The following is a 22,880-nucleotide window of genomic DNA, read 5'->3' on the forward strand; positions in this document are numbered from 1 at the left end:
TACCTGTCCTTCGTTTATTTAAAATTGCCAAAAAACTTCTTTATATCATTCATGAGAAGTACAGGCTGTTCTAAGGCTGCAAAGTGACCGCCACGTTTAAACTCTGACCAGTGAATGATCTTATGATCGCGCTCGGCAAATCGACGAATCGGTAGCATAGTATCCTTCTGAAAAACTGCTACACCAGTGGGTACTGTAGAAATTTCCTTGTTTTCCACTGAAGGATCATACTTAAATAATGTCTCATAATATAGACGTGCTGAAGATCCAGCTGTTCCAGTTAGCCAATAATGCATGACATTTGTAAGAATATCATCACGATCGATAGCATCTTCTGGAAGGTTTGTAGAGTCCGTCCACTCCTTAAATTTTTCAACAATCCATGCTAGTTGACCAACAGGTGAGTCGATTAAAGCATAGGCTAAAGTCTGTGGACGTGTGGCTTGGATTTTCATGTACCCAGATAATTCAAGATCATAAAGCTTCAATTTTTCTAAACGCTCTTTTTCTTCTTTTGTCAGACTCTCTACCTCTTTAAAATCTTCAGGAGGAAATGTCGTCAACATATTAAGGTGAATTCCAATAATATGATCAGGGTTTAGCAATCCTATTTGTTGAGAAATAAATGAACCCCAATCTCCACCTTGTACGCCGTAACGTTGATATCCTAATCGTTCCATAAGCACTATAAACATCTGAGCGATACGTTGGATATTCATTCCAGGTTGCTGGGTCGGTCCTGAAAATCCGTATCCTGGAATGGATGGCACAACCAGATGAAAAGCATCCTCTGGATTCCCTCCATAGAACCGAGGGTTAGTTAATGGACCAATAATATTTAGAAACTCAACAATCGATCCCGGCCAGCCGTGGATCATTAACAACGGTAACGCATTGGGCTCAGGAGAACGAACGTGGAGAAAATGTATGTTTTCACCGTCTATCGTTGTGATGAACTGAGGAAACTCATTAAGCCTAGCTTCATGTTTTCGCCAATCGTAATTCGTACTCCAGTAGTTTACCAATTCCTTAACATAATTAAGTGGTACACCGTAATCCCATCCCACTCCAGGTAATTCATCTGGCCATCGAGTGCGTTCTAAACGATTTTTCAGGTCATCAAGATCAGCTTGAGGCACAGAAACGCGAAAAGATTGAATTTGTTCCAAAGTTGGATCTGCAACTTCCGTTCCTCGTTTCCTTGTATCATTCATCCTTTAAAGCCTCCCATTAAAACTATATTGATTCCATATCAATAAAATCGATGAAATCCATTGTGGCAGGCATTCTCCCAAATGCCCGCATTAAACAATAGCAACCATTCTCTCTCCATCTATTAGGATGATGGGTTACCTACTTGAACTCGTTTTATGAAGAAAGCAAGAGGCAAGCCGACAAGAGCAACCACAAACGCAAAAACAAAGCTAGTCTGAACCCCTGCTATTAGAGCTAATGAATCATTTACAGGGTTTGTCGGGTCAATTGCCGTTTCCATAAAAGCATGACTCCCGACTGATATCAGGCTGATGGCAACTGCCGTACCGATTGCTCCGGCAATCTGCTGAATCGTATTCATAATCGCGCTTCCATGCGGGTATAGTTCCGGAGGCAGTTGATTAAGACCATTGGTCTGCGATGGCATCCATACCGCACAGATACCGACCATCAATCCGGTGTGCATGATCATAATTAGTATTAACGAGGTGCTTTCCGAAATTCCCTTAAGAAAAAACAAAGCCGTAGAAATTACGATCAAGCCCAAAGGAACAATCCAGCGTGGGCCAAATCTATCAAACAATTTCCCCATCACCGGGGACATAATGGCTTGCAGAATGCCTCCAGGTAATAGCACCAAACCCGCTGTTAAGGCATCCAGTCCCAAGCCTCTGATCAAGTACATGGGGAGCACGACCATGGCAGTTAATATGAGAAGCATGCAAACAAACAACATGAGTGTTCCAATCGAAAACATGGGGTATTTGAGTGCACGTAGATTCAACATCGGCTGCTTTATTCGGTTCTGGCGCCACACGAATACCAACAAAGCCAATATTCCTGCAATCATCGGTAATATAACCATCGCACTACCCCAACCGCCCTCACCTTCACCTACACCACTAAAAGCAAATACAATTCCACCAAATCCTACCGTAGAAACGAAAAGAGACAAAAAATCGATTTTGGGTTTGGAAATCGTAGACACATTTTGGATGAACCTCAATCCAAGCAGCAGACAAATTCCGATGATGGGAAGGGACAACCAGAAAATCCACTGCCACCCCAAGCTTCCGATAATTATTCCCGATAACGTTGGGCCCGTGGCAGGTGCTACAACCAGCACAAGACCCAAAATACCTATGACCGCACCTCTTTTTTCTGGAGGGAAAATAATAAGAATGGTATTAAACATCAATGGCACCAACACGGCCATACTTGCAGCTTGAATGATTCGTCCGATTAACAGCACCTCAAACCCTGTGGCAAGGGCGGCAATTAATGTACCGCCTATCGATAAGCTTAAGGAGAAAATAAACAGTTGTCTGGTGGAAAACCATTGCAGTAGCAGTCCCGACAACGGAACTAAAATGCCCAGTGTCAACAAGTAACCAGTGGTTAGCCACTGCGCCATGGAAGCTGAAATCTGGAACAAGTCCATCAAGCTGCTTAAGGCGACATTCAGCGCTGTTTCGCTGAACAGTCCGACAAAACCACTAAGCAAGAAGACTGCCATAATGAGAGTTGTTTGGTAGTTTTTTTTTGAATTTTGTACGACTTCTGATCCTTGCACATTCATCTGTACACTTCCTATGCATAATGGATTTTATAGATACTTTATGTATCTAATTATTTCAAAAAAAATTAAAGTTTGTCCTTCATTTTAATAATAAGTGTGACCAACATTTGCTCTCTTAAATGCTGTTCCATTTTGGCCTCTGCGATTTCAACGACTTGCTGAATCGGACATTCAGGTCCATGGTCAAAACTGCAATCAAATAAAGACGATGTACCTTCAATAGCATGAACGATATCAAGTAAAGATAGTTCATCCCATTTCTGCTTTAATTTATATCCCCCATGAGCTCCAGAAGCGGATTCGATCATGTCCGCTTTAGCTAGCTTAGTCAGAATTTTGGACAAATAGGTAGGAGATACCCCCTGTTTCTCAGCCAGCTGCTGTACCCCAATTGTCTTGTCGGGGGTAGCGGCCATCAAAAAAAGCATCGTATGAAGCGCATAATCGGTAGCTTTTGAGTATTTCAAGCTCATCAACCTTCTTTATTAGAGAATTCTACATATTCATAATATTTTTAAATTGATGGTTGGATCAAGCTTATGAAAGGTCAAGTCGCTTTACTGGCTGAATTCTTCTTCGGTCAGCTCAAGATTCAGGCTTGCGGCAGCAACACTTCCTGCAGCGGCAGCCACAATAAGTTGTGAAGGGGCACCTGAAGCTGCCTCACCGGCAGCAAATATTCCGGTAATCCCCGTCTTTCCTGTAGCATCGGCAATGACCCCTCCTAAGGCATTTGTCTCCAAGCCTAACCGCTCAGAAAACACAAAATTCGATTGCCAGTTCGGAGTAACAAAGCCACCTGTTCGTCTAATTTTGGAGCCGTCAACAAATTCGACTTCTTGCAGTATCCCGTCTTCGCCATGAAATGCCGCGACTTTTTTTTCTGAAACCGTGATATTGTAGCCGATCAATTTTTGCTTTTGTTCATCGGTCAGAATACTGCGCCCGTTGCTGCAGATGACAAGATCACGACTCCAGTTATATAACAGCTTTGCCAAGTGAAAGAGACCCTCGTTCTCGGCAATAACAATTAGCGGACGATCTCTAAGTTCCCATCCATCGCAATAGGGGCAATGAAACAGACTTTTCCCATACAACTCCTTCAAACCGGGAATATCGGGTACCGTTTCCTTCATCCCTGTAGTAATCAACAGCTTGCGTGCTCGTATCACCTGATCTCCTGCCATAATTAGAAATCCTTCCGGTATCTTCTGGATATCCATGACCGTAAGTGGGTGATGTTCTACAGATGGATAACTCGTGACCTCTTCATAAGCGATGCGCCGAAACTCAGACGGTGTAATCCCATCCCGTGTCAGAAATCCGTGTGAAGCATGTGTAACTGCATTGCGTGGTTGATTGTTATCCAGCAGGGCAACCTTCCGTCTGGCTCTACCCAGTACTAATGCCGCATTTAATCCTGCGGGACCACCGCCAATAATGGCACAATCATAAATCATATTCAATCGCCTCCTTCAAATTTGTATGTTGGGCCTTAATCAACATATCACAGACCCTTAATATCTGTAAATGAAATAATTAAATTTTTATTAATTCCTAAATGCCATGAGTACGCTATTTGTGATGGGGGAAGTACAAGAAACAGATAAAAGTACCAAGAAATATCGTTTCATGATTCCATATAAACAGGCCATTGTAACTTCAATCGCTTGTGCCGATTGTACCAATATCTATGATCAAACTACTCATTAGTTGAACAAAAACAGCCGATCAAATTGATTGATCGACTGCTTTCAACTGTCTTTATTAAGCTATCATTGGTAAGCTAATTATTCGAAACGAATCTCATCAATCCAGATTGTACTATTTCCACCATGCCAGAATGTCATCGTTAGTTGTCCTGGGCTGCTGCGATCTATACCCTTCGCTGCCAAATCAATTTCAACTTCTTTGAAGTTGGTTGTTACCGTATCCCCGCTGAAAGCTGCCAATGTTTGGGACACTCCCCCGATCGAGAGCTGCATATGATTTTGTTCACCGCCATGTGCACCTTTGATTTTAATTACCATCTTTGAATAATTTTCTATGTTCTGCTTAATATCAGAGCCAAACCATCCGTTATTGTTATACTGAAGCTTCAACGCGCCTGATTCAATGACACCAGCATCGTTTACAAACCCGTTTGCTCCTGTCCATTTGCTAATACCATTGCTTCCCGGCCAACTCATTGAGTCGTTAAATTCATCCAGGAGTAAACTGCTCGTTCCGCTGCTGTAACCGCCGTCATAAGGAGTTTGAGTTAAGCTATATGAAAGTGTATTTTCAGACTTCAAGCTGTCGAAAGGCCCGATGTTCTGGTTAGCAGGATCCATGCCGATGCCGACTTTTCCAATCGGTGTCCTGCCGCCGGTATAATAATTTGTATTGGCAAATCTTGCGCTCGGACGATTGCCATAAGGATCAAGAATGGACAGCGCCAAGGTGTAAGTACCCGCTGGCAGGTTGGAAGGGATATTAAATTCCCCGGAAACTTGCTGATCCGAAGGCGTCTGATCATATCGATGGTTAGAACTGTTCCAGTCGTCACCTGGCATCCAATTCCGAATATCCTCATTGTTGAAAATGCCCTTCCAAGCAACTGAGCGATCGCTTCTCAGCAAGCTGGCTTCAACGGGCCATTTATAATAGAACGGGGCAGAACCTTTGTTTACAACTTGAAAAGATACTTCCATTTTCTCACCAGGCTGCACGTTTTCCGAAAATGTCGCTTGATTGATGACGAATCGATATCCGAGTTCCTTCTGCATCAGTGCAGCTCCCTGAGAGACAGCGGAATTTTTGGCATCGTACAGATCAATCCAGCCTAGACTGGTCGTATGCGTCTTTTTGATCCAATCGATAACATAATTCCGATGCCTTATATCGCTTAACGTATCATCCGGAGAATCGCCAGGCTGGATATGTTTCTGTCCCCAATCATAAGCAACCTCGCCGCCGTTGACTTGTGTTCTCCAGCTATCTCTAGAAACAATGCCTTCCCCACCTTCCAGATCATCAATTAATGCGAATGAGTCCCAAAGAAGGCCGAAATCATAATTCTGGAACGTATCCGGATAACGTACTTGAACTTTCTTGTTTTGAAAAGCTTGCTCAGCAGCGTCTCCTAAAGCTGTCTGGAAGCTGAGCGGAATCCGGTCGGTCTCATCGGCAAGTTGATCCGGATAAATATGATGTTCTCCCCAATTCCCCCACAATCCCAGCTCCACATAAGCAACACGGGGATCGCTATCCCATGCCTGACCAAGCTTTTGAATAAATGCAGCAAGACGATCTTTCAATATATTTGTTGTCCAGCGTGTAGCCACGTCGCCACTAGGAACCCCTTGGGGCCAAAATTCTCCTTCGTTCGGATATACGATGAGAACGCGAGGGATAACTTTTTTATTTTGGCTTTCAATCCCTGCCCAAGCTGCATTGCTCCAATCCATGATTTTCTGTACAGAGTCCGATGACGCATTTTCCAAATCCGTGTATTTGATATAGTGCTTAAACACCGTTCCGTATTCATGATCCGGAAATTTGGTGTCATTCATAAACCGAGTAGGTCTAAATCCCTTAAAAGGGTTTTTGAAAGCCTCTTGCGTTTCAGTTAGATTAACGGTGATTGTACCAGCTGCTGCTGACGTTTTAGGAAACATTACCGCTAATGGACCTCCTATGAATAACCCAAGAGTTAATATCATGGTCATCGGTTTAAGTAATTTTCTTTTCATCAATGATTCCTCCCAATATCTGATATAAACTTACTTTTGCTAGTGTTAAATTAAGTTTGCAATAAACATTATGTAGACGTCTTTTCCACCTCACAGCCTTTAGTCAATAATTTACTCCAAGATTCTATTCTATGATCAATAATCAACCGATCCAAATTGTATCTGTGAACGTCGAGGTCGTCTTGTTTTAATTATTTTAGTAAGTTTCATGCCCTTCTTTCGCCTTTATATTAAACATACTTATATATACACACACTATCCTTTCTGATAGTAACTATCAATAAAGTGCGTACTTTGTTTAAGTAAGTTTTTATTTTATACTAGCCTTACTTTGAAGAAAAGGAGTCAAATACAATGAATAAAGTCAAAACCTACAGTCACGATCTTTGGGATCACGGCATCAGCCAGGGCTACAGCGTCAACGGCACCATTTATATTTCGGGACAATTTTCCCACAATACGGAGGGTGAATTCGTTGGTGAGGGCGATATTGAAGCACAGACCCGGCAGACGCTGGAGAATCTCGATCGAGTGCTGGCGGAATTTGGTATCACAAAATCGAACCTCGCTTATGTGGAGATTTATCTGACAAATGCACAAGAGCATATCGAGCCGTGCATTGGGTTGTTTAAGGAATACATGGGACAACACCGGCCTGCGGGCAGCTGTATCGGTGTGACATATCTAGCGTCACCTGAGCAGCTAATCGAAATCAGCGCCGTTGCACACACAAACTAACTCCATTACCGTTTTTTATATATCACTAAATGTGATATTTCTTGAATGCTTAAAAGAGAATCATTTCATTATTCGCTATATCTGATGGTTATATCGGATCTTTATAAAATGATTGTATGGGTTGAGCCTTGACATTCTATATAAACTGCGATATTATTATCTCAAATGACAGTCACCACTGACAGTCATTAAGACGAGGGATAGCGAATAAGTAACAGTGAAATTTTAGCAACAATGAATAAAATGTTGTTGGCAACGCTCGATCTAATCACGGAAAAGGTTACAAGATGTGCAGATAATCACTAGGGCTCAACCCCCTAGTTTTTTTACTCACATTATGACAGTCAGTACAGACAGTCATTTTTATTTGAAGGGTGGTGGTTTGGCAGAACAAAGAGAAAATTACGCAATACGGATGAAGAAGATAGTTTAAATTAAGTAAGTTTTGATCAGTCGAATACCAACCACTAACCAAGGAGTGAACATGACATGACATTAAAAAAAGACGATAACACACGCCGCACCGCTGCACAGCACACCCTGACCGAGCACCTGCGCCTTACCGCAGCAGGACGCGTCGACGAATGGCTGAAGCTGTTTGCCCCGGACGCGGTGCTTGAGTTCCCTTACGCACCGGCCGGCGTCCCCCAACGGGTTACGGGCCGAGACGCACTGTTTGCTCACATGAGCAACTTTCCCAAGACCTTTGACGTGGAGTTCGTCGACCTGGTATTCCACGAGACGGTCGATCCGAATCTGGTGATCGCCGAATTCCGCTCGACGGGAACGGCGCTGCCGACCGGTAAGCCGTACGAGCAGACTTGCATCTCCGTCGTTCGGACCAATGACGACGCGCTCATCACCCACTACTTGGACTACTGGAACCCACTAGTAGCGATCGAGGCGCTCACCCCCCACGACGTGCAGTCCAATCCTGATGACCACAGTGTGACTTTTGGGAGCTGAGGGGAAGCCATGTTTTTAGCTGATGCCTATGCCCTCCGCTGATGCTAGCACGAAGAGCGACGAACGACGTCAAACCATCAATGCATTTTCATTATAATTTCTTGTAATAAACATGGTACCATTTCCCGAAAGAGGTGATGGTACCATGTTTATTTCCCAATGGCACTAACGTCTCTAATTTTATTTGACATTGTTATGTACTTTAGCTACTATAACAATGATGACAGTGATTACTGACATGATAGAAAAGAGGAATGAAGATGTCTAACAATACAAAGTTAAGCAGTAGGGAAAAATTAATGACGGCTGCCATTGACTTAATCTCAAAAAAAGGCTATAGCAGTGTAACAACTCAAGAAATTGCTACTTCTGCTGGTTTAAGTGAAAAAACATTGTTTCGGCAATTTGGAACGAAACAAAACTTGTTAGAAACAGCCTTCGACCATTATCACTATTCAGAAGAAATGGCCAAGATATTTAATGAAAGGCTAGTTTGGGACCTACAAACAGACTTAACATTGATCTGTAGAACATATCATGAAATTATGAATCGTAATCGAAAAATGATTATGATTAGCTTGAAAGAAGAAGATAATTTACCTGGTTTCAGGGAACGAACAATAAAACATCCTCGTCAACTGATGGAGGTTTTGACCAATTATTTTAAAACTATGTATGATAAAGGAAAATTGATTGAAACGAATCCTGAACTACAAGCTTTTTCATTTATGTCACTGAATTATGGTACATTTATAAATAATCTGAATGCAGGATCTTATTTTCCAGCTCTCTCTTTAGAAGATATTATTAAAGAGTTTGTATGGCTATTCTCTAGGGCCTTAACTCCCTAGTTTTTTTCTCGATAATGTGACAGTAAGCACTGACGGACATTTATTTGATTATTCATAACATATAAAGAATCGAGGAAAATTAAATGAACAGCAACGCTGCTACAACAGATAAAACAGGCCCACTTTTACTCCGTGTTCTAGTCTTCACACTTATCATTTCAGTTATGAACGGAACGATGTTTAATGTGGTATTGCCGGTAATCAGCAAGGAATTTGAACTCACCGCATCACAAGTAACTTGGATTGTCTCAGGTTACTTGATTGTGTATGCCATTGGCACAGTAACCTATGGGAAATTATCAGATAAATTTAGTATGAAAGCTTTAATTACGTTTGGTCTCTTACTTCTCGCGGCTGGGTCCATTGTGGGTGTGGTGGCAACACAGTATTGGATGATCATCGTTGCGAGGATTTTGCAAGCTGCTGGTGCAGCTGTGATACCTGCGTTAGCCATGATAATTCCTGTTCGTTTTTTTTCACCTGAGAACCGTGGTCACGCTTTGGGAACTTCTGCAATCGGGACTGCTCTTGGATCAGCACTTGGTCCCATTATTGCTGGATTCGTATCGAGTGCTTTAAATTGGAAATTTCTCTTTGTAATACCTCTGCTCTCTCTTATCACGTTACCCTTTTATAGAAAATATTTGGATGATCAGCCAGTGACAAACGAAAAAATTGATTATATTGGCGGTATTCTGTTGGCAGGAACAGTTTCCACTTTCTTACTGGCACTTTCACAATCCAATATCTGGTTGTTAGTAAGTGGATTAGTCATCTTAGGTTTGTTTATCCTGCGAATTCGCTATGCTTCCGTTCCCTTCGTGAATCCCGTGATCTTCAGAAATAAAGAATATTCGATGGGGATGGTTATTGCATTTGTACTAATCGCGGTTGGCTTCGGCATTCCATTCCTGACACCGCTCATGTTATCGAATGTGAATGGTCTGTCTCCTGCATTAATTGGATTCATAATGTTGCCTTCAGCCCTTGTTACAGCGTTTCTTGGTCGTAAGGGCGGAAAATTAGCTGATGAGAAAGGGAATCCTTTTCTACTGTATACTGCCTCAACACTGCTTGTTGGTGGTTTCATTATTCTCTCTTCAGTCGTAGGGATGTCACCTACGTATATTCAAATTTTCCTCACACTAGGTGTACTAGGTCAATCTTATATGCAAATTGCTATGTCAAACACCATTTCACGTACCTTGCCTAAGAATGAAATTGGGATCGGTATGGGATTGTTGTCGATGTTTAACTTTATTGCAGCAGCAGGATCTACAGCTGTCATTGGCAAGGTACTTGACGGTGGAACAAGTAATGTTCAATTAAATCCGTTTGTACATGATAATGTTGCTTTTGTGTACAGTAACATTTTGCTGGCTCTAGCCGTGGTAGTCGTTGTAATGACAGTTCTTTATTATTATCAGTTTGGACGTAAATCCAACAATAAATAAAATATCATTATATTTAAAAGGAGGTGAAATCAACGAAAAATATGACCTGTAATTTTGTCCTTGAACACATTTCCTTATTTAAAGGATTTCTGTTCTTATGTGCTTTCTCGCAACATGCGCGATGACTGTAGGTTTGCCAACGGGCTCATTTCGTTTTCGAAACGCCTGCCTCACCTGTACCTTTAGCGATATCTACGCCAACAACAGGTTTTATGTTCTCAGTCCTTATCTTTCGTTTCGATAGTCCTTTCCACGATGTTTCCAAACCCATAGCTTCGCTTGTTATACGGGGTCGACTGCCTCTACCAGCATAAACATGGTCTTTTGGGAAGTCGTGGGAGAACTGTTTTTGTTACGAGGTCCTAGCCTCTAAAGCCGCCACGTTCTCCCGGCCCCCCATCGTAAAACGACCACAAAAAAAGGCCAACCAATAATTACTGGCTAACCTGATAATACGAAAAGTCGCTAAAATAGCGGCTTCAATGGGACTATGTTCTTTTCCCTCGACAAAACGGACAAATTGCAAGATTTCTTTTCGATCTTAATCCAGCCTTTAGCGTTTTAATCACTCAAAAGAAATCCAGTTTATTCATCTAATCGGTAATGGGAACATGATCTTGTCACACCCCACCAGTTACCTCTGCCTGCCCATCTGTTATATGCGTTCATTAATTCTGATCAGTAATTTCTTTAAAATTTGTTTCTCCTCGTCATTAAGGGCTTGAACGATTTCATCCTCCACTTTTTGAAATGAGTTATTGAAGTCTTCAATCAAGTCAACCGCTTTTGGTAATACATAAATATTTTTTTGCCGTTCATTATTGGCCGGGATTTTACGTTCGATGAAACCTTTTTGCTCTAGACCTTGAAGCATGCTTGTAACGCTTGCCCCACGCAGATGAAACCGATCTGCAAGATCCTTTTGAATAATATGATTATCTTGATTCTCATAAATATAATCAATTACTTTTCCTTGTTGAGAACTTAATCCTAGCTCTTTTATACTCTCATCCGCTCTTTTCTTTAACTTAAGACCGATAATTTGAAACAATTCCATATAAGGCGTATCTTCTCGGGAATGCATGACCGTCCATCGTCCCCTCTGTAATTGTTAGGAATCTAATTGTAAGTAGCTAAAATATACAGTGATCCCAGTAGGCTTGTCAAACAATTGTTAGACTATTGACTGTTAGATATCTAACAGTTATACTGCGAAGTGTTCAGTTACAAACACATTAGGAGGATTTATGATGGAGAAATTAAATCAAAATGCTGTGTTAGAAAAAATTACGACGATTACAAATGTTCGAATCTTTGATGGATATCAAATCATTGCTCCCAGACATATTGTCATTAAAGGGGTGTCCATTATTTCAGTGGGCGGAGACATCCCAAGCGACGCAACAATTATCGATGGAGAAAATGCGACATTAATACCCGGCCTGATTGATGCACATGTCCATACCTCAATTGGTGGATTACGAGATGCCTTAAAATTCGGTGTTACAACAGAACTCGAAATGAACGGCGATTTTACTAAAAGAGGGCGCGAAATTCAGCTGAAAAATGTGGATGACATCGCAGACGTCCGATCTGCTGGGACAGCGATTACCGCTCCTGGTGGGCACCCAGATGAATTACTACCTGATGGAGATGAAATACCTGAATTCGTATTAAAGGAACTAGAGAAGTTATCGGAGGAAGACCGGGAAGCAATGTTGGCCGCCTACGCTCACGATCACGACGAAATACCTCAAGTGACGACGGTTGATGAAGCGATCAAACATGTGCATACCCAAGTGGAGAATGGATCCGACTATATTAAGATCATGATTGAAGAGGGAACGGTTATGGGTGCACCCGGCCTGCCTGTTCTAAGTGATGAGATTCTAAAAACAGCCGTTACTGAAGCCCACAAGTTCGATAAGTTGGTCATTGCCCACGTTTTGACGGCTCTTTCATCGAAAGCAGCCATCGATTTTGGAGTCGACGGTTTGGGCCACTTGTTTATCGACAGACCCGAGTACACGTCCGAATTGGTCAAATCCATAGCTGATTCTGGAGCTTTTGTTACACCGTGCTTGGTGTTAAATTCATCGATTATTGGTAATCCGGCATCGGAATTGGCTAGTGATCCACGAGTTCATTCCAAATTAAGTCCGGATTGGATCGATATTTTGAACTCAAGCTTCAATACATTCCCACAAGGCAATATGGAGAACAGCTTTAAGAATGTGATGGATCTTCACCGTGCCGGAGTTGATATTCTTGTAGGGACGGATGTCGCACCGGTACCCGTTCCGAACCTTGGTGGCCTTGCTCATGGGGCCAGTGTTCACCACGAAATGCAGCTGCTGGTGAAGGCTGGGTTCACTCCGATCGAAGCTCTTCAGTCGGCTACTTCCAAACCGGCCCGTTGCTTTGGTCTACATGATCGTGGCCGGATTACCGAAGGTGCACGTGCTGATCTTATTCTCATAAACGGTGATCCGATCACTAATATTTCAGATACCTTGTCAATCAAATCTGTGTGGTTCAATGGTTCGCAAAAACTAGGCTAAAACTAGTAGTTTATATTTCCTAATTGTAAAATCACTAAGAAGAGGGAGTGCAAAATGCAGTCCCTCTTCATGCTACTTGAAAAGTAGGCACCTTTTTATTAGATAGGAAACAGAATGTAACTATTGGGTGTTAACAACAAAACAACCGTTTCAAGAACGGTTGTTTTGTTGTCATGAAAGATTAAACTAGTGTTCTTGTCCCAAATTTTTAATGACCGGATACTCAATTACTCTACTGCCCCAGTGGCGCCGATTCGAAGATCAACTTCCACATCAAAATGTGCTCGAGATAGTTCTTTCCCCCAGTCGGCCTGTGCTTCCTTGTATAATGGATACTGATATGCCCTGGCATAAAACCCATACCCGAAAGGATCGATATTATAGTTTTGGCACTTTTTAATAAGCGCCTCCATGCTTTTTTTCATTTCCTTGCTTAATTTATTTGCCATTTCCTCGGAATTTCCCAAAAGCTCAAATTCAAGAAACTTTTCAGTTATGCTGACGATCGACTTCACTTTAATGTTGAATTGAAATCTGCCATTCTCATGAGAGGATTTCGTTTTTACCGATATGTCACCTAAAGAAAAACTCACTTTGTCGATGTTAAATGGCAGTGATTGTTGTAAATCATCAACAGGAAAAGTGAGACTGACCCCTGGTTCAGCTTCATTTTTCAAAATGTGAAGAAGTGATGTCTCCTGATAGGTCAGGGAAGTTCTGTACTCCCCTTTTCGGGATAAAAGAGTTGTTCCTTTTAACATGATTTTATTATTTTCGATCTTGATTTCCGAGATGGAAGGCGTCATTGCTCGATCATACAATTGTCTATGTAGCTCCTGCGCGGTTGTTTTTACAGTAGCTGAACTTCTGCTTCCTGAATCGATAATCGCTTTTATAAATAAAGGTAACGGCGGTTGATCTTTGGCTTGAAAATTGAAAATATCCGCCATAGGACCGTCAAAAGCAATGATGCGGTCGGTAATCGTATTGCGAGGATCGCGGAACATGACATCAAGTACTTTAAACCAATCCTTATATTGAAGCAATTGTTTCCCTACAATGACGACTTGAAAATTACGTCCCGCAAGCGAACCGGGAAATTGGGCATCCTGCTGATTTCTCGACTGTCTTAAACCTTCTGCTATTCCTCCCCCTTCGCGGCTTTTCTTTTGAATGTCTTTACTGAATACAGGGGCAGATATATAATAATGGAGTTTTTTATCTTTGACATCCAATCCAAGAGCCAAAGGAACCGTTGCGTCTTCTAAATTGGTTTTGTCATTGGCGCAACCTACGAGCGCAGCCAATAAAATAAAGGACACACCCGAGATAATGAATTTCCCGACCCATTTCATGTGCGTTGCCCCCCTCCCATCTTTTTGCGGATTGTCACATACAGAAGAACGCCTGCAGGCAGAACAAACTCCATCATAAATCCAATGTAATTGAGTGCGTAGTTTACTTGGGCAGATTCGATAAAGCTGGGCCGATAGAGGAAAAAGCTAATCTCAATGACAATACACCACACTGCAAGATGGTATCTTTCCTGACCTTTTCCTACCAGCGACGCGGAGCACCTCGAGACAAGATACATGGAGGGAATCCATATGCAAGAGAAAACGAACAGATAAAATGCGATAAATACCACTTCTACGCGCTCAATAAACTGAAATTCAATGGACTTCATAATGCTAATCACGGGGTCGTTATACTCCCCGATCTCATCAGGACTAAAGTACACGTAACAAATCAGGGTGATTCCCAAGTAAACGATGCAAGTGAGCGTGTTGGAGATGATCATGGCAGGCAATGCTCTTTTTTTGTTTACTAGTTGGGGATAGAGGAACAAAACCAGGCCGATGCCGAGCATCGGATAGATCATAAATTGGATGGATGAAAGAACTGGGAACCATCCCTCTTTAAAGATGGGCAATAAATAGAGCCAATGGGCACGTCTTAACGTAGACACATAAATGAACGGAATCCATATGGAGAGTATGGTGACTATTTCGCTGTATCGCCCGATGGCCTGAAAGCCATGCTGCGCAATCTGAAATGTGGGGATGAGCAGCAGCAGGACTAGAATATAAATATACGTGCTTTGCAATAACCATAATTTAATGACAAGAGAAGCAATCATATAACCGTCATACGCCAGAAGCAAATAATAGGACATAAATATTAAAGCAGCTAATTTTGCTGCCCACACGCCGATATAACGCTGAATCAAATCGAGTATTGAACTGTTTGGACTATATTTCATCAACTTGACGATTGCTATGGAGGCTAACGTTGCCAGCCCCCAGCCCAAGAAAATGACCATCCAGCCATCTGTTCCCGCATGCCTCGCCAGCTCTCTGGGAATAGACAAAAAAGCAACGCTGATTTGGAAAGAAGAAATAATAAGAATGAATTGAAGCATCGTTACCGGGCGTAATGACTTCATGTTCTATTTATTCTCCTTCCATCCTCTGCTTTTCCCCTGTCTTTTTGACTGACGTGAATTCGTGCTTGCGGGGCGGTTGTTCATCATCCACAACGGTACCCGCAGTAAGGTATCCTTCCAATCCATGGCCCTAAATGGAGCTATAGGTGTGCTATAGGAGGTACCGAGCGAGTTTAATGTTATTAGTCGACCGATGAAGCTCATCATGCCCACGACCAGTCCAACAAACCCGAACCAGGTAGCTAGTATCATCATCATGAACCGCATGATGCGTACAGCTGCCATCATGTCTTGATTGGGAATAATAAAAGATGAAATAGCTGTAAAAGCCACCACGATAACCATTACATTGCTGATCAACCCTGCCTCCACAACTGCCTGTCCAATGACAATACCACCGACGATTCCTACTGTTTGTCCTACTGGAGCTGGAAGGCGAACTCCCGCTTCCCTTAGCATCTCAAGTGTTATTTCCATAATAATCGCCTCTACAAATGGCGGGAACGGAACTTGCCCTCGTGACTCACCAAGCGTTAATAGGAGCTTCAAAGGTATGATCTCAAAATGAAACGAAATGACGGCTATAAAAATTCCAGGCAAAAAAATAGCGATGAAAAAAGCAAAAATGCGCAATATTCTGAGGAATGACGAAATGGACCATCGGGAACTGTAATCATCAACCGTCTGAAAAAAAGACATGAATGTAGCCGGCGCAACCAGAACACTTGGCGAACCATCGACTACAACCACACAACGGCCCTGCAGTATTTGAGAAGCAGCCGTATCCGGTCTCTCTGTCGTAATCATTTGGGGAAGCAACGCAAGTGGTTGGTCCTCAATAAATTCAGCCAATTCTCCGGTGTTAATGATGGCATCCACGTCAATGGATTGAATCCGTTCTTCCAGCGCTTTAATGATGTCCGGCTGGGTCACATCTTCCAAATAAAGCAAAGATACTGGCGTTTGTCCCCGCTGTCCAACAATATACCGCTTCACCTTTAACTCTTTGTCCGCGATATAACGACGGATCATGGCAATATTTTGTGAACCTGTCTCTATAAATCCTTGATGAGCCCCTTTCAGTGAGGGCTCCTGCTGAGGATCCTCAATAGCGCGTTGCGGGAATCCTTTTGTATCTAATGCATATGCAGTACTTCTTCCTTCAATAAATAACACGCTGTACCCGAGTATAATGGAAAGTCTGAGCTCTTCCCACTTGGCGTGAGGTTTTACATAACCCACTGTTGTAATGAAATCTCCGGAAGAATTTCCGGTTTCTAGTTGAAGCGGAGCAAGAACATTTTGATTAAGTGACGCTTTATCTGTCAATTCTTCCATATAGATTATAGCGGCTAGTTCTCCGGTCTGTTTTATGCTTAACTTTCGGATGATTAAGTCGGGAGTATTCGTAAAGATTTCTTCAATTCTACCCAAGGATTCGTTCAAACTTTTGGTGATATTTTCCTCTTTTGTGTTCATGGCAGATTGATCATCCACTACCCTTACCTCCCTTCTTCCAGCAACATTTCCTTATTATGACGATTATTCTCCTTGATATACATCGCGGCTTGTTCGCAGGTACACTTTGCAATTTCAAGTCAACGTTTTATCTCCATCAGATCACTATTTCGAAAGGTATTTATGTGCAAACATCCCTTTCCGAAAAACAGTTACATATCATCGGAGTAAAAATACAAACATACTCCGTTTTATCCTGCACTTCAGTATTCATCATAAGTAAACATACAAGAAAGCAGCCCTTGCGGGCTGCTCCTTATAACGCTCCGAGAGTTCTGTATTAGATGTGCTTTTTCTTGCTGTTTTGTTAACCTCGCGGTTAGTGCTATTTAATAGAACACCGGTAGAGATTTTGTGATGCATGAAAGTACAATAATTCAACGGTTAATGCATTCAACGTCGATACCAATAAATATATACTAATCCCACAACGTAATAAGATAATGAATCACAACGGAATCGGAGGTGTAAATGACATGAATCAAAATGTTACATTAATAGGCAAGACAATAAAACTCTTACCCCTAGAATCTAAACATAAAGAAGATTTACTTGAAACTCTAATGAATCCAAACATATGGGAATTTACTTGGAGAAAAAATGCAACATATGATGATATTAAGCATTTAATCGAACAAGCCATCCAAAACCAGCTTTATGGCACCCAACTCCCTTTCGTCATCGTCGAACTCATGTCGGAAAAAATTATTGGAACCACAAGAATCGGAGATATTGATATGATCAATCAAAATGCGGAAATCGGCTGGACATGGCTAACACCAACTTACTGGCGTACAGGTGTAAATACGGAATGTAAGTTTTTACTGTTAAATTATTGCTTCGAACAATTAGCGCTAGTCCGCGTGCAATTTTCCATCAGCGGCTATAACATAAGGTCACAGCGAGCGATAGAACGGATTGGGGCAACTAAAGAAGGCATATTTAGGAAACATAGGCGGGATACTCAAGGTAGATTTCATGACAATGTTTTTTATAGCATTACGGATAACGACTGGCCTCAGGTAAAAAGCACTCTTGAACATATGATCCATATAAAATACTCGCCAAAAAACACAAGATATTAGTGACAAACAACATGGCTTCTCTTGTAGTGATTAGAGGAGCAACGATACATACGACCAATAACAGAAGCTGTCTTGCCCTAAAAAATTTTCCATCGATCGTGCTTGCGACTAAGCATCATCGAGGATAGATTCAGTTGAATATTCATGGTCATGACTGCGATATATGTGATAAAACACAGGATCATTGGCAGCATACTGAGTGCAAAATTGGTGATGAAGAAGAACCGATTACTTCTTCATGGCTGGCTCTTCTTCTTCTTCATTAAAATTTTTAAGTATCGCGAAATTATGTCTCTTGTGTAATATGTGCGTTATCCGGCGCTTTTTGGTTCATGATCGGAACCATGACCAGTGCGCCAAGAAGAAATAATAATCCTGCACCGCCATAGATCGTCCCCAGTGAAAAGGCATCCTTTAACGCGCCAGCGAAAGACATGGAAACGACCATCATGCCAACGAACATCGGATTCAGAACCCCATTCACCCGGCCTACAATCGAAGCCTCTGACCATTTCAGAATCATTGTGCTGATCCCAATATGAATGCAAGGGAAAACAAGTCCATTCAGAAATTGAACGGTCAGGGTGAGCGGAACGCTTGTCGAATACCCTACAATGGCTGTGCAGACTGCGCCTGCGATCATACCTATCGCTAGAAGAATCTGCGGTCGAACCCGTTTGGCGAAGACGGCTACGATACCGCCACCAATCAGCATAGCCGCACCATTTACCATCAGCAGATATTGCAGGAACTCCTCGCTCCTGCCCAGCCGCTCCGTTACGATAAACAGGTTGAGCGCTTGGGCTACGCCAACAGCGAGTCCCGCGAGAATAAACGCAAGTCCGAGCATCCGCAGTACTTGGCTTTGCCAAACATAGCGGAAGCCTTCAATGAATTCTTTACGGAACTGCCCTTTTGCAGCGACGGTTTGAGCTTGCATATTATCCTCTGGCAGACGAATAAGAACGAGTGCGGAGAGCAGAAACACCACGCCCATGACAGCGATCGATATTTCAAGGCCAAACGTGCTGTAAACCAAGGTTCCGAGCATAGGACCAAGCACCATGAAGATGGCCATCAGCGATTGGAATAGAGCCATCCCTTGCTGCAGCTGCTCTTCCGGCACATGATACTTAAACAATCGCATGCTTGAAGGTTGGGAGAACTGCGAAAGAATAGCCGAGATGAATGCGACAAGGTAGACGGAGTGCCAAGAACCGTAATGTATGGTCAGAAGTACTACGAATACCGATACCGCGGATAATAAATCGCACCAGATCATCGTTCGCTTCGGCCGCCAGCGGTCGGCAAATGTACCTCCGATGAACGAAAAAACAAAAATTGGCGCGAATTCTGCTACGCTGATTAGCGAAATGGCGTAAGGATCATTGTTTGTTCTATCCGCAACGTACAGGAGAATAGCGAAATTACGTACCCAGATGCCAACCTGCAGGAGCACGCTTGATAATAAAATCGTCTGCAGGAACCGATTGCGAAACAGGCTTGGCGCATTGGTGCTTTTTTCGTCCCTATTCAATCTTTTCAACCTCCAATTAGTCTATAAAGATGCCCATTTTGAGTAAGATATGACTCTCCTTTCAATTCCTAATTATACGGACTTCATCATCGTTCACCTCCTACTAAAGACTGAAATTTCAGAGTCCGGATTGGATCGATATTTTGAATTCTTCAATACGTTCCCGCAAGGCAATATGGAGAACAGCTTTAAGAATGTGATGTATCTTCACCGTGCCGGAGTTGATATTCTGGTAGGGACGGATGTTGCGCGGGTTCCCGTTCAGAACCCTGGCGGCCTTGCTCACGGATTAAGCGGCCACCACGAAATACAGCTGCTAGTGAAGGCCGGGTTCACTCCAATTGAAGCTCTTCAGTCGGCTACTTCCAAACCGACCCGTTGCTTTGGTCTTCACGATACCTGTTGCTGATCGTAAAATCGTCAAAAAGAGGGACTGCAGACTAGCCCCTCTTCGACTTTAATCTATTAATCCAAATCCTCCTATTCCCATTGAATTATCAATGTATTCATTGTTTAAATTTTACTACATCTTGGAACTTTCCTGCCCGTTAGCTTAATGAATTAATGAGGAAAAGAACCGTTTAGTTTTATATTCCTAATCGGTAATCGGACTATGTTCTTGTCCATTCCGGCAATCGGTACAAGTTCTTGTCCTTGGCTTGGGACAAGAACTTGTACCGATAACATAAAAAAGCCGCTAAAATAGCGACTTCAATGGGACGATGTTCTTGCCTCTCGATATATATATATATATATATATGCCAGTCTTTTATCGTTAAGCAAAACCGCAATCAGTTTGATGGCTGATTTTCGTTTTAAACAGTGCGTTTTCCATAAGCGCAAAGAAAGACGCGTACGCCTTCTGAGATGATGCGTTTGGTTTGTTCCTCCTCCAAATTGCCTGCTTTTATCGGTTGATCAAATACCAACAAAAACGTTAAGGCAGCGAAGTGCTTTGTAGCCATTACAGGATCTGGCACATCGAGCAGTCCGGTTTGTCCAAACTCGGTAAACCTCCTGATAATCCCCTCTTCCGTTGCGTTATCCAGCTTTTCTAAAAATGAGCCTGGCAAGTTGGCCGCTTCCATTGTAACCAGACGGATCAAAGCGCTGTAATCGGACGAACCGTTCGCAGAAGCTACGAATTGTTCGCAGAATAAGATGAGCGCCTGCTCCAGACCCTCGAATTCCCAGAGGTAGTCTGATATCCCTTTCTTGATCATGTCCAGAACCGCCTCACTGGTTTCTTCCACAACAGCAAGCAGCAAGTTCTGTTTGTCGCCATAATAATCATAAACGGTCCGTTTGGAAACTCCCGCTTTAGCTGCGACTGCATCGACGCTGGAACGATCAAACCCATCTGAAAGAAACAGGTCTCGTGCTGCCGCAATAATTTTGGCTCGTTTGTCTGAAGAGCCTTTGCGGATTTTTTTGTTTTCCGTATTATCCATCCTTATGTTTCCCCCCTATAGGTATACTATCAAAAATGAGTTCCACTTTACAAACTACACTGCACGGTGTAGTATAATCAATGCAACATATCACAATCAATGATTAAGGAGGATTTTATCCATGAAAACCGTGCAGTCTTTTGTTGATGTTCTCATTGTCGGGGCCGGACCAACAGGGCTTACACTTGCCTGTGACCTTGCCCGTCGAAACGTCGACCATCGTATTATTGAACGAAGCGCCTTATATAACGTAGCGTCTCGTGCCAAAGCAATCCAGCCCCGCTCGCTTGAGGTTGTTGATGATTTGGAGGCCGTTCGTTACATTATGGACACAGGTGTTGTGGACTTGCCTGTTCGTTACTATACCGCAGATGGCAGGAATGTGGACAAGCCGGCTATTACCGTTGCAGCCAGTGCCGAACTGGAGACACCCTATCGTGATCCGGTCTGGATTGCTCAGTATGATGTGGAAAAAGCATTGCGCGACCGCTATGCGGCGCTTGGCGGTCAAGTCGAGTTGGGCGTGGAAGCTGTAGGGCTTGAACAGGATTTGGATGGTGTGACGGTAACCGTGAATACACCGCAAGGAGAAGAGCAAATTCGCGCTCGTTATGTCGTCGGCGCTGACGGGGGCAAAAGCAATATCCGCAAGTTTATTCAGTTGCAGCTGGTTGGAGAAACACACGATGATGAGCGATGGTATCTTGGCGATGTAAGATTGGAAGGGTTAGATCGTGACCATATCCATATCTGGACATCTTCGGAGGGGATGGTCGGGGTGACACCGCTACCGAAATCCGATATTTGGCAGCTGCAGGCTACTATTCCGGCAGACATTGAAGAACCAGAGCAGCCATCGCTAGTGGCGTATCAAGCCATGGTTGACCGCCGGGCCGGGGCAGGACTTGTTCGGCTCACGGATGCTTCCTGGCTTTCCATCTACCGGGTCAACGTCCGTATGGTTGAATGCTACCGCAATGGCCGGGTCTTCCTTGCCGGCGATGCTGCTCATGTTCATTCGCCGGCCGGCGGTCAAGGCATGAATACGGGGATGCAGGACGCGTACAATCTCGGCTGGAAGCTGGCAACTGTCATACGCGGAGCAGACACCGCCTTGCTCGACACGTACGATGAGGAGCGCCGCCCAGTGGCTCAAGCCGTGCTTGAGGACAGCTCGAAGAAAATGGATGGGATCATAGGAACGGCGACTGAAGGCGGAGGGTTGTCCCAATCTTTGAGCACCATATCCGACGATCTGACGAGTGGGCTACTCATTTCCTATCGGTCAAGTTCTCTTACCCGCCCGTCTGCTCGAACGAATGTTACCCGTTCATTGCCCGGGGATCGTGCTCCTAATGCCGAGGGTCTGCAAGGTACAGATTTTGCAGGAAGTGTATTTGACCTGTTGCGTGGTCCACACTGGACTCTTTTGGCTTTTGTAAACCGCACAGATCATCTTTCTTTGGAGAACTTCACCTACGACGAACTTCATGTGCATTGCATCCTTCCATCGCATGTGGAAAGAGTGGAAGGCATAATAGACGCAGCAGGGAATGCCTATCGAATTTACGATGTAACAAGTAATGAATTCGTATTGATTCGTCCCGACGGTTACATCGCACTGCGGGCCTCCATTAATGATACCGCAACGATTTCGAATTACTTGAATTCCATTTATCGTGCAAACTGATTTGGACAAGGCCGGCGGAATTCTTTTCAACATCTCATATGGCTGTCGGCTCTTA

General features: G+C 43.2%; 18 protein-coding genes and 1 pseudogene. 8 read left to right on the forward strand and 11 right to left on the reverse strand.

Annotation, left to right across the window (positions count from 1 at the left end):
- Window positions 1-14: 14 nt before the first annotated feature.
- The 5 genes from QF041_RS04035 to QF041_RS04055 all read right to left on the reverse strand — a co-directional run bounded on the left by QF041_RS04035 (window position 15) and on the right by QF041_RS04055 (window position 6,528).
- On the reverse strand, window positions 15-1,214 hold the full coding sequence (locus QF041_RS04035) for an epoxide hydrolase family protein (protein ID WP_307412211.1): 1,200 nt from the start codon (window positions 1,212-1,214) through the stop codon (window positions 15-17).
- A gap of 122 nt (window positions 1,215-1,336) precedes the next feature.
- Window positions 1,337-2,794: a DHA2 family efflux MFS transporter permease subunit gene (locus QF041_RS04040; RefSeq protein ID WP_373461263.1), complete on the reverse strand. Its 1,458-nt coding sequence runs from the start codon at window positions 2,792-2,794 to the stop codon at window positions 1,337-1,339.
- 65 nt (window positions 2,795-2,859) lie between these two features.
- On the reverse strand, window positions 2,860-3,261 hold the full coding sequence (locus tag QF041_RS04045; RefSeq protein WP_307412213.1) for an RrF2 family transcriptional regulator: 402 nt from the start codon (window positions 3,259-3,261) through the stop codon (window positions 2,860-2,862).
- A gap of 90 nt (window positions 3,262-3,351) precedes the next feature.
- Entirely contained in the window at window positions 3,352-4,254 is a 903-nt protein-coding gene (locus QF041_RS04050; protein ID WP_307412217.1) for an NAD(P)/FAD-dependent oxidoreductase, read from the reverse strand.
- A 330-nt stretch (window positions 4,255-4,584) separates the two neighbouring features.
- Window positions 4,585-6,528 carry a DUF4832 domain-containing protein gene (locus QF041_RS04055; protein ID WP_307412219.1) on the reverse strand — a complete coding sequence of 648 codons (1,944 nt, stop codon included), beginning with the start codon at window positions 6,526-6,528 and terminating at the stop codon, window positions 4,585-4,587.
- A 354-nt stretch (window positions 6,529-6,882) separates the two neighbouring features.
- On the opposite strand from QF041_RS04055, the gene QF041_RS04060 reads away from it, so the two are divergent.
- The 4 genes from QF041_RS04060 (at window position 6,883) to QF041_RS04075 (ending at window position 10,537) form a co-directional block, all read left to right on the forward strand.
- Window positions 6,883-7,266 (forward strand): RidA family protein, encoded by a 384-nt coding sequence (locus tag QF041_RS04060; RefSeq protein ID WP_047843230.1) that lies wholly within the window; start codon window positions 6,883-6,885, stop codon window positions 7,264-7,266.
- A 489-nt stretch (window positions 7,267-7,755) separates the two neighbouring features.
- Window positions 7,756-8,232 carry a nuclear transport factor 2 family protein gene (locus QF041_RS04065; RefSeq protein ID WP_307412222.1) on the forward strand — a complete coding sequence of 159 codons (477 nt, stop codon included), beginning with the start codon at window positions 7,756-7,758 and terminating at the stop codon, window positions 8,230-8,232.
- A gap of 260 nt (window positions 8,233-8,492) precedes the next feature.
- Entirely contained in the window at window positions 8,493-9,083 is a 591-nt protein-coding gene (locus tag QF041_RS04070; protein ID WP_307412225.1) for a TetR/AcrR family transcriptional regulator, read from the forward strand.
- Window positions 9,084-9,166: 83 nt separating this feature from the next.
- Window positions 9,167-10,537: an MFS transporter gene (locus QF041_RS04075; protein ID WP_307412227.1), complete on the forward strand. Its 1,371-nt coding sequence runs from the start codon at window positions 9,167-9,169 to the stop codon at window positions 10,535-10,537.
- Window positions 10,538-11,192: 655 nt separating this feature from the next.
- Here QF041_RS04075 and QF041_RS04080 read toward each other — a convergent pair.
- On the reverse strand, window positions 11,193-11,621 hold the full coding sequence (locus QF041_RS04080) for a MarR family winged helix-turn-helix transcriptional regulator (protein ID WP_047843226.1): 429 nt from the start codon (window positions 11,619-11,621) through the stop codon (window positions 11,193-11,195).
- Window positions 11,622-11,787: 166 nt separating this feature from the next.
- Here QF041_RS04080 and QF041_RS04085 point away from each other — a divergent pair, with 166 nt between their 5' ends.
- Entirely contained in the window at window positions 11,788-13,098 is a 1,311-nt protein-coding gene (locus QF041_RS04085; protein ID WP_307416891.1) for an amidohydrolase family protein, read from the forward strand.
- Between the two features lie 227 nt (window positions 13,099-13,325).
- On the opposite strand, the gene QF041_RS04090 is transcribed toward QF041_RS04085, so the two are convergent.
- From QF041_RS04090 to QF041_RS04100, 3 genes are read right to left on the reverse strand one after another with little or no spacing between them, the layout of a single operon-like run.
- Window positions 13,326-14,453, reverse strand: coding sequence for a Ger(x)C family spore germination protein (locus tag QF041_RS04090; protein ID WP_307412232.1), 1,128 nt, complete (start codon window positions 14,451-14,453; stop codon window positions 13,326-13,328).
- Entirely contained in the window at window positions 14,450-15,544 is a 1,095-nt protein-coding gene (locus QF041_RS04095; RefSeq protein ID WP_307412235.1) for a GerAB/ArcD/ProY family transporter, read from the reverse strand. The genes QF041_RS04090 and QF041_RS04095 overlap by 4 nt, the downstream gene beginning before the upstream one ends.
- 3 nt (window positions 15,545-15,547) lie before the next feature.
- Complete coding sequence (locus QF041_RS04100) at window positions 15,548-17,023, reverse strand: spore germination protein (RefSeq protein ID WP_373461375.1); 1,476 nt, start codon at window positions 17,021-17,023, stop codon at window positions 15,548-15,550.
- Between the two features lie 515 nt (window positions 17,024-17,538).
- On the opposite strand from QF041_RS04100, the gene QF041_RS04105 reads away from it, so the two are divergent.
- Entirely contained in the window at window positions 17,539-18,147 is a 609-nt protein-coding gene (locus tag QF041_RS04105; protein WP_307412241.1) for a GNAT family N-acetyltransferase, read from the forward strand.
- 286 nt (window positions 18,148-18,433) lie between these two features.
- Here the strand turns inward: QF041_RS04105 and QF041_RS04110 are convergent, their stop codons facing one another.
- Window positions 18,434-19,684 carry an MFS transporter gene (locus QF041_RS04110; RefSeq protein ID WP_307412243.1) on the reverse strand — a complete coding sequence of 417 codons (1,251 nt, stop codon included), beginning with the start codon at window positions 19,682-19,684 and terminating at the stop codon, window positions 18,434-18,436.
- Window positions 19,685-19,806: 122 nt separating this feature from the next.
- Here QF041_RS04110 and QF041_RS04115 point away from each other — a divergent pair.
- Window positions 19,807-20,081: pseudogene (locus QF041_RS04115) on the forward strand (amidohydrolase family protein); the annotation flags it as partial.
- 418 nt (window positions 20,082-20,499) lie between these two features.
- Here the strand turns inward: QF041_RS04115 and QF041_RS04120 are convergent.
- Window positions 20,500-21,135, reverse strand: coding sequence for a TetR/AcrR family transcriptional regulator (locus QF041_RS04120; RefSeq protein ID WP_307412249.1), 636 nt, complete (start codon window positions 21,133-21,135; stop codon window positions 20,500-20,502).
- A gap of 121 nt (window positions 21,136-21,256) precedes the next feature.
- On the opposite strand from QF041_RS04120, the gene QF041_RS04125 reads away from it, so the two are divergent.
- Entirely contained in the window at window positions 21,257-22,825 is a 1,569-nt protein-coding gene (locus tag QF041_RS04125; RefSeq protein ID WP_307412252.1) for an FAD-dependent monooxygenase, read from the forward strand.
- Window positions 22,826-22,880: the final 55 nt, after the last annotated feature.

It is taken from the genome of Paenibacillus sp. W2I17 (genome assembly GCF_030815985.1).
Lineage (GTDB): Bacteria > Bacillota > Bacilli > Paenibacillales > Paenibacillaceae > Paenibacillus.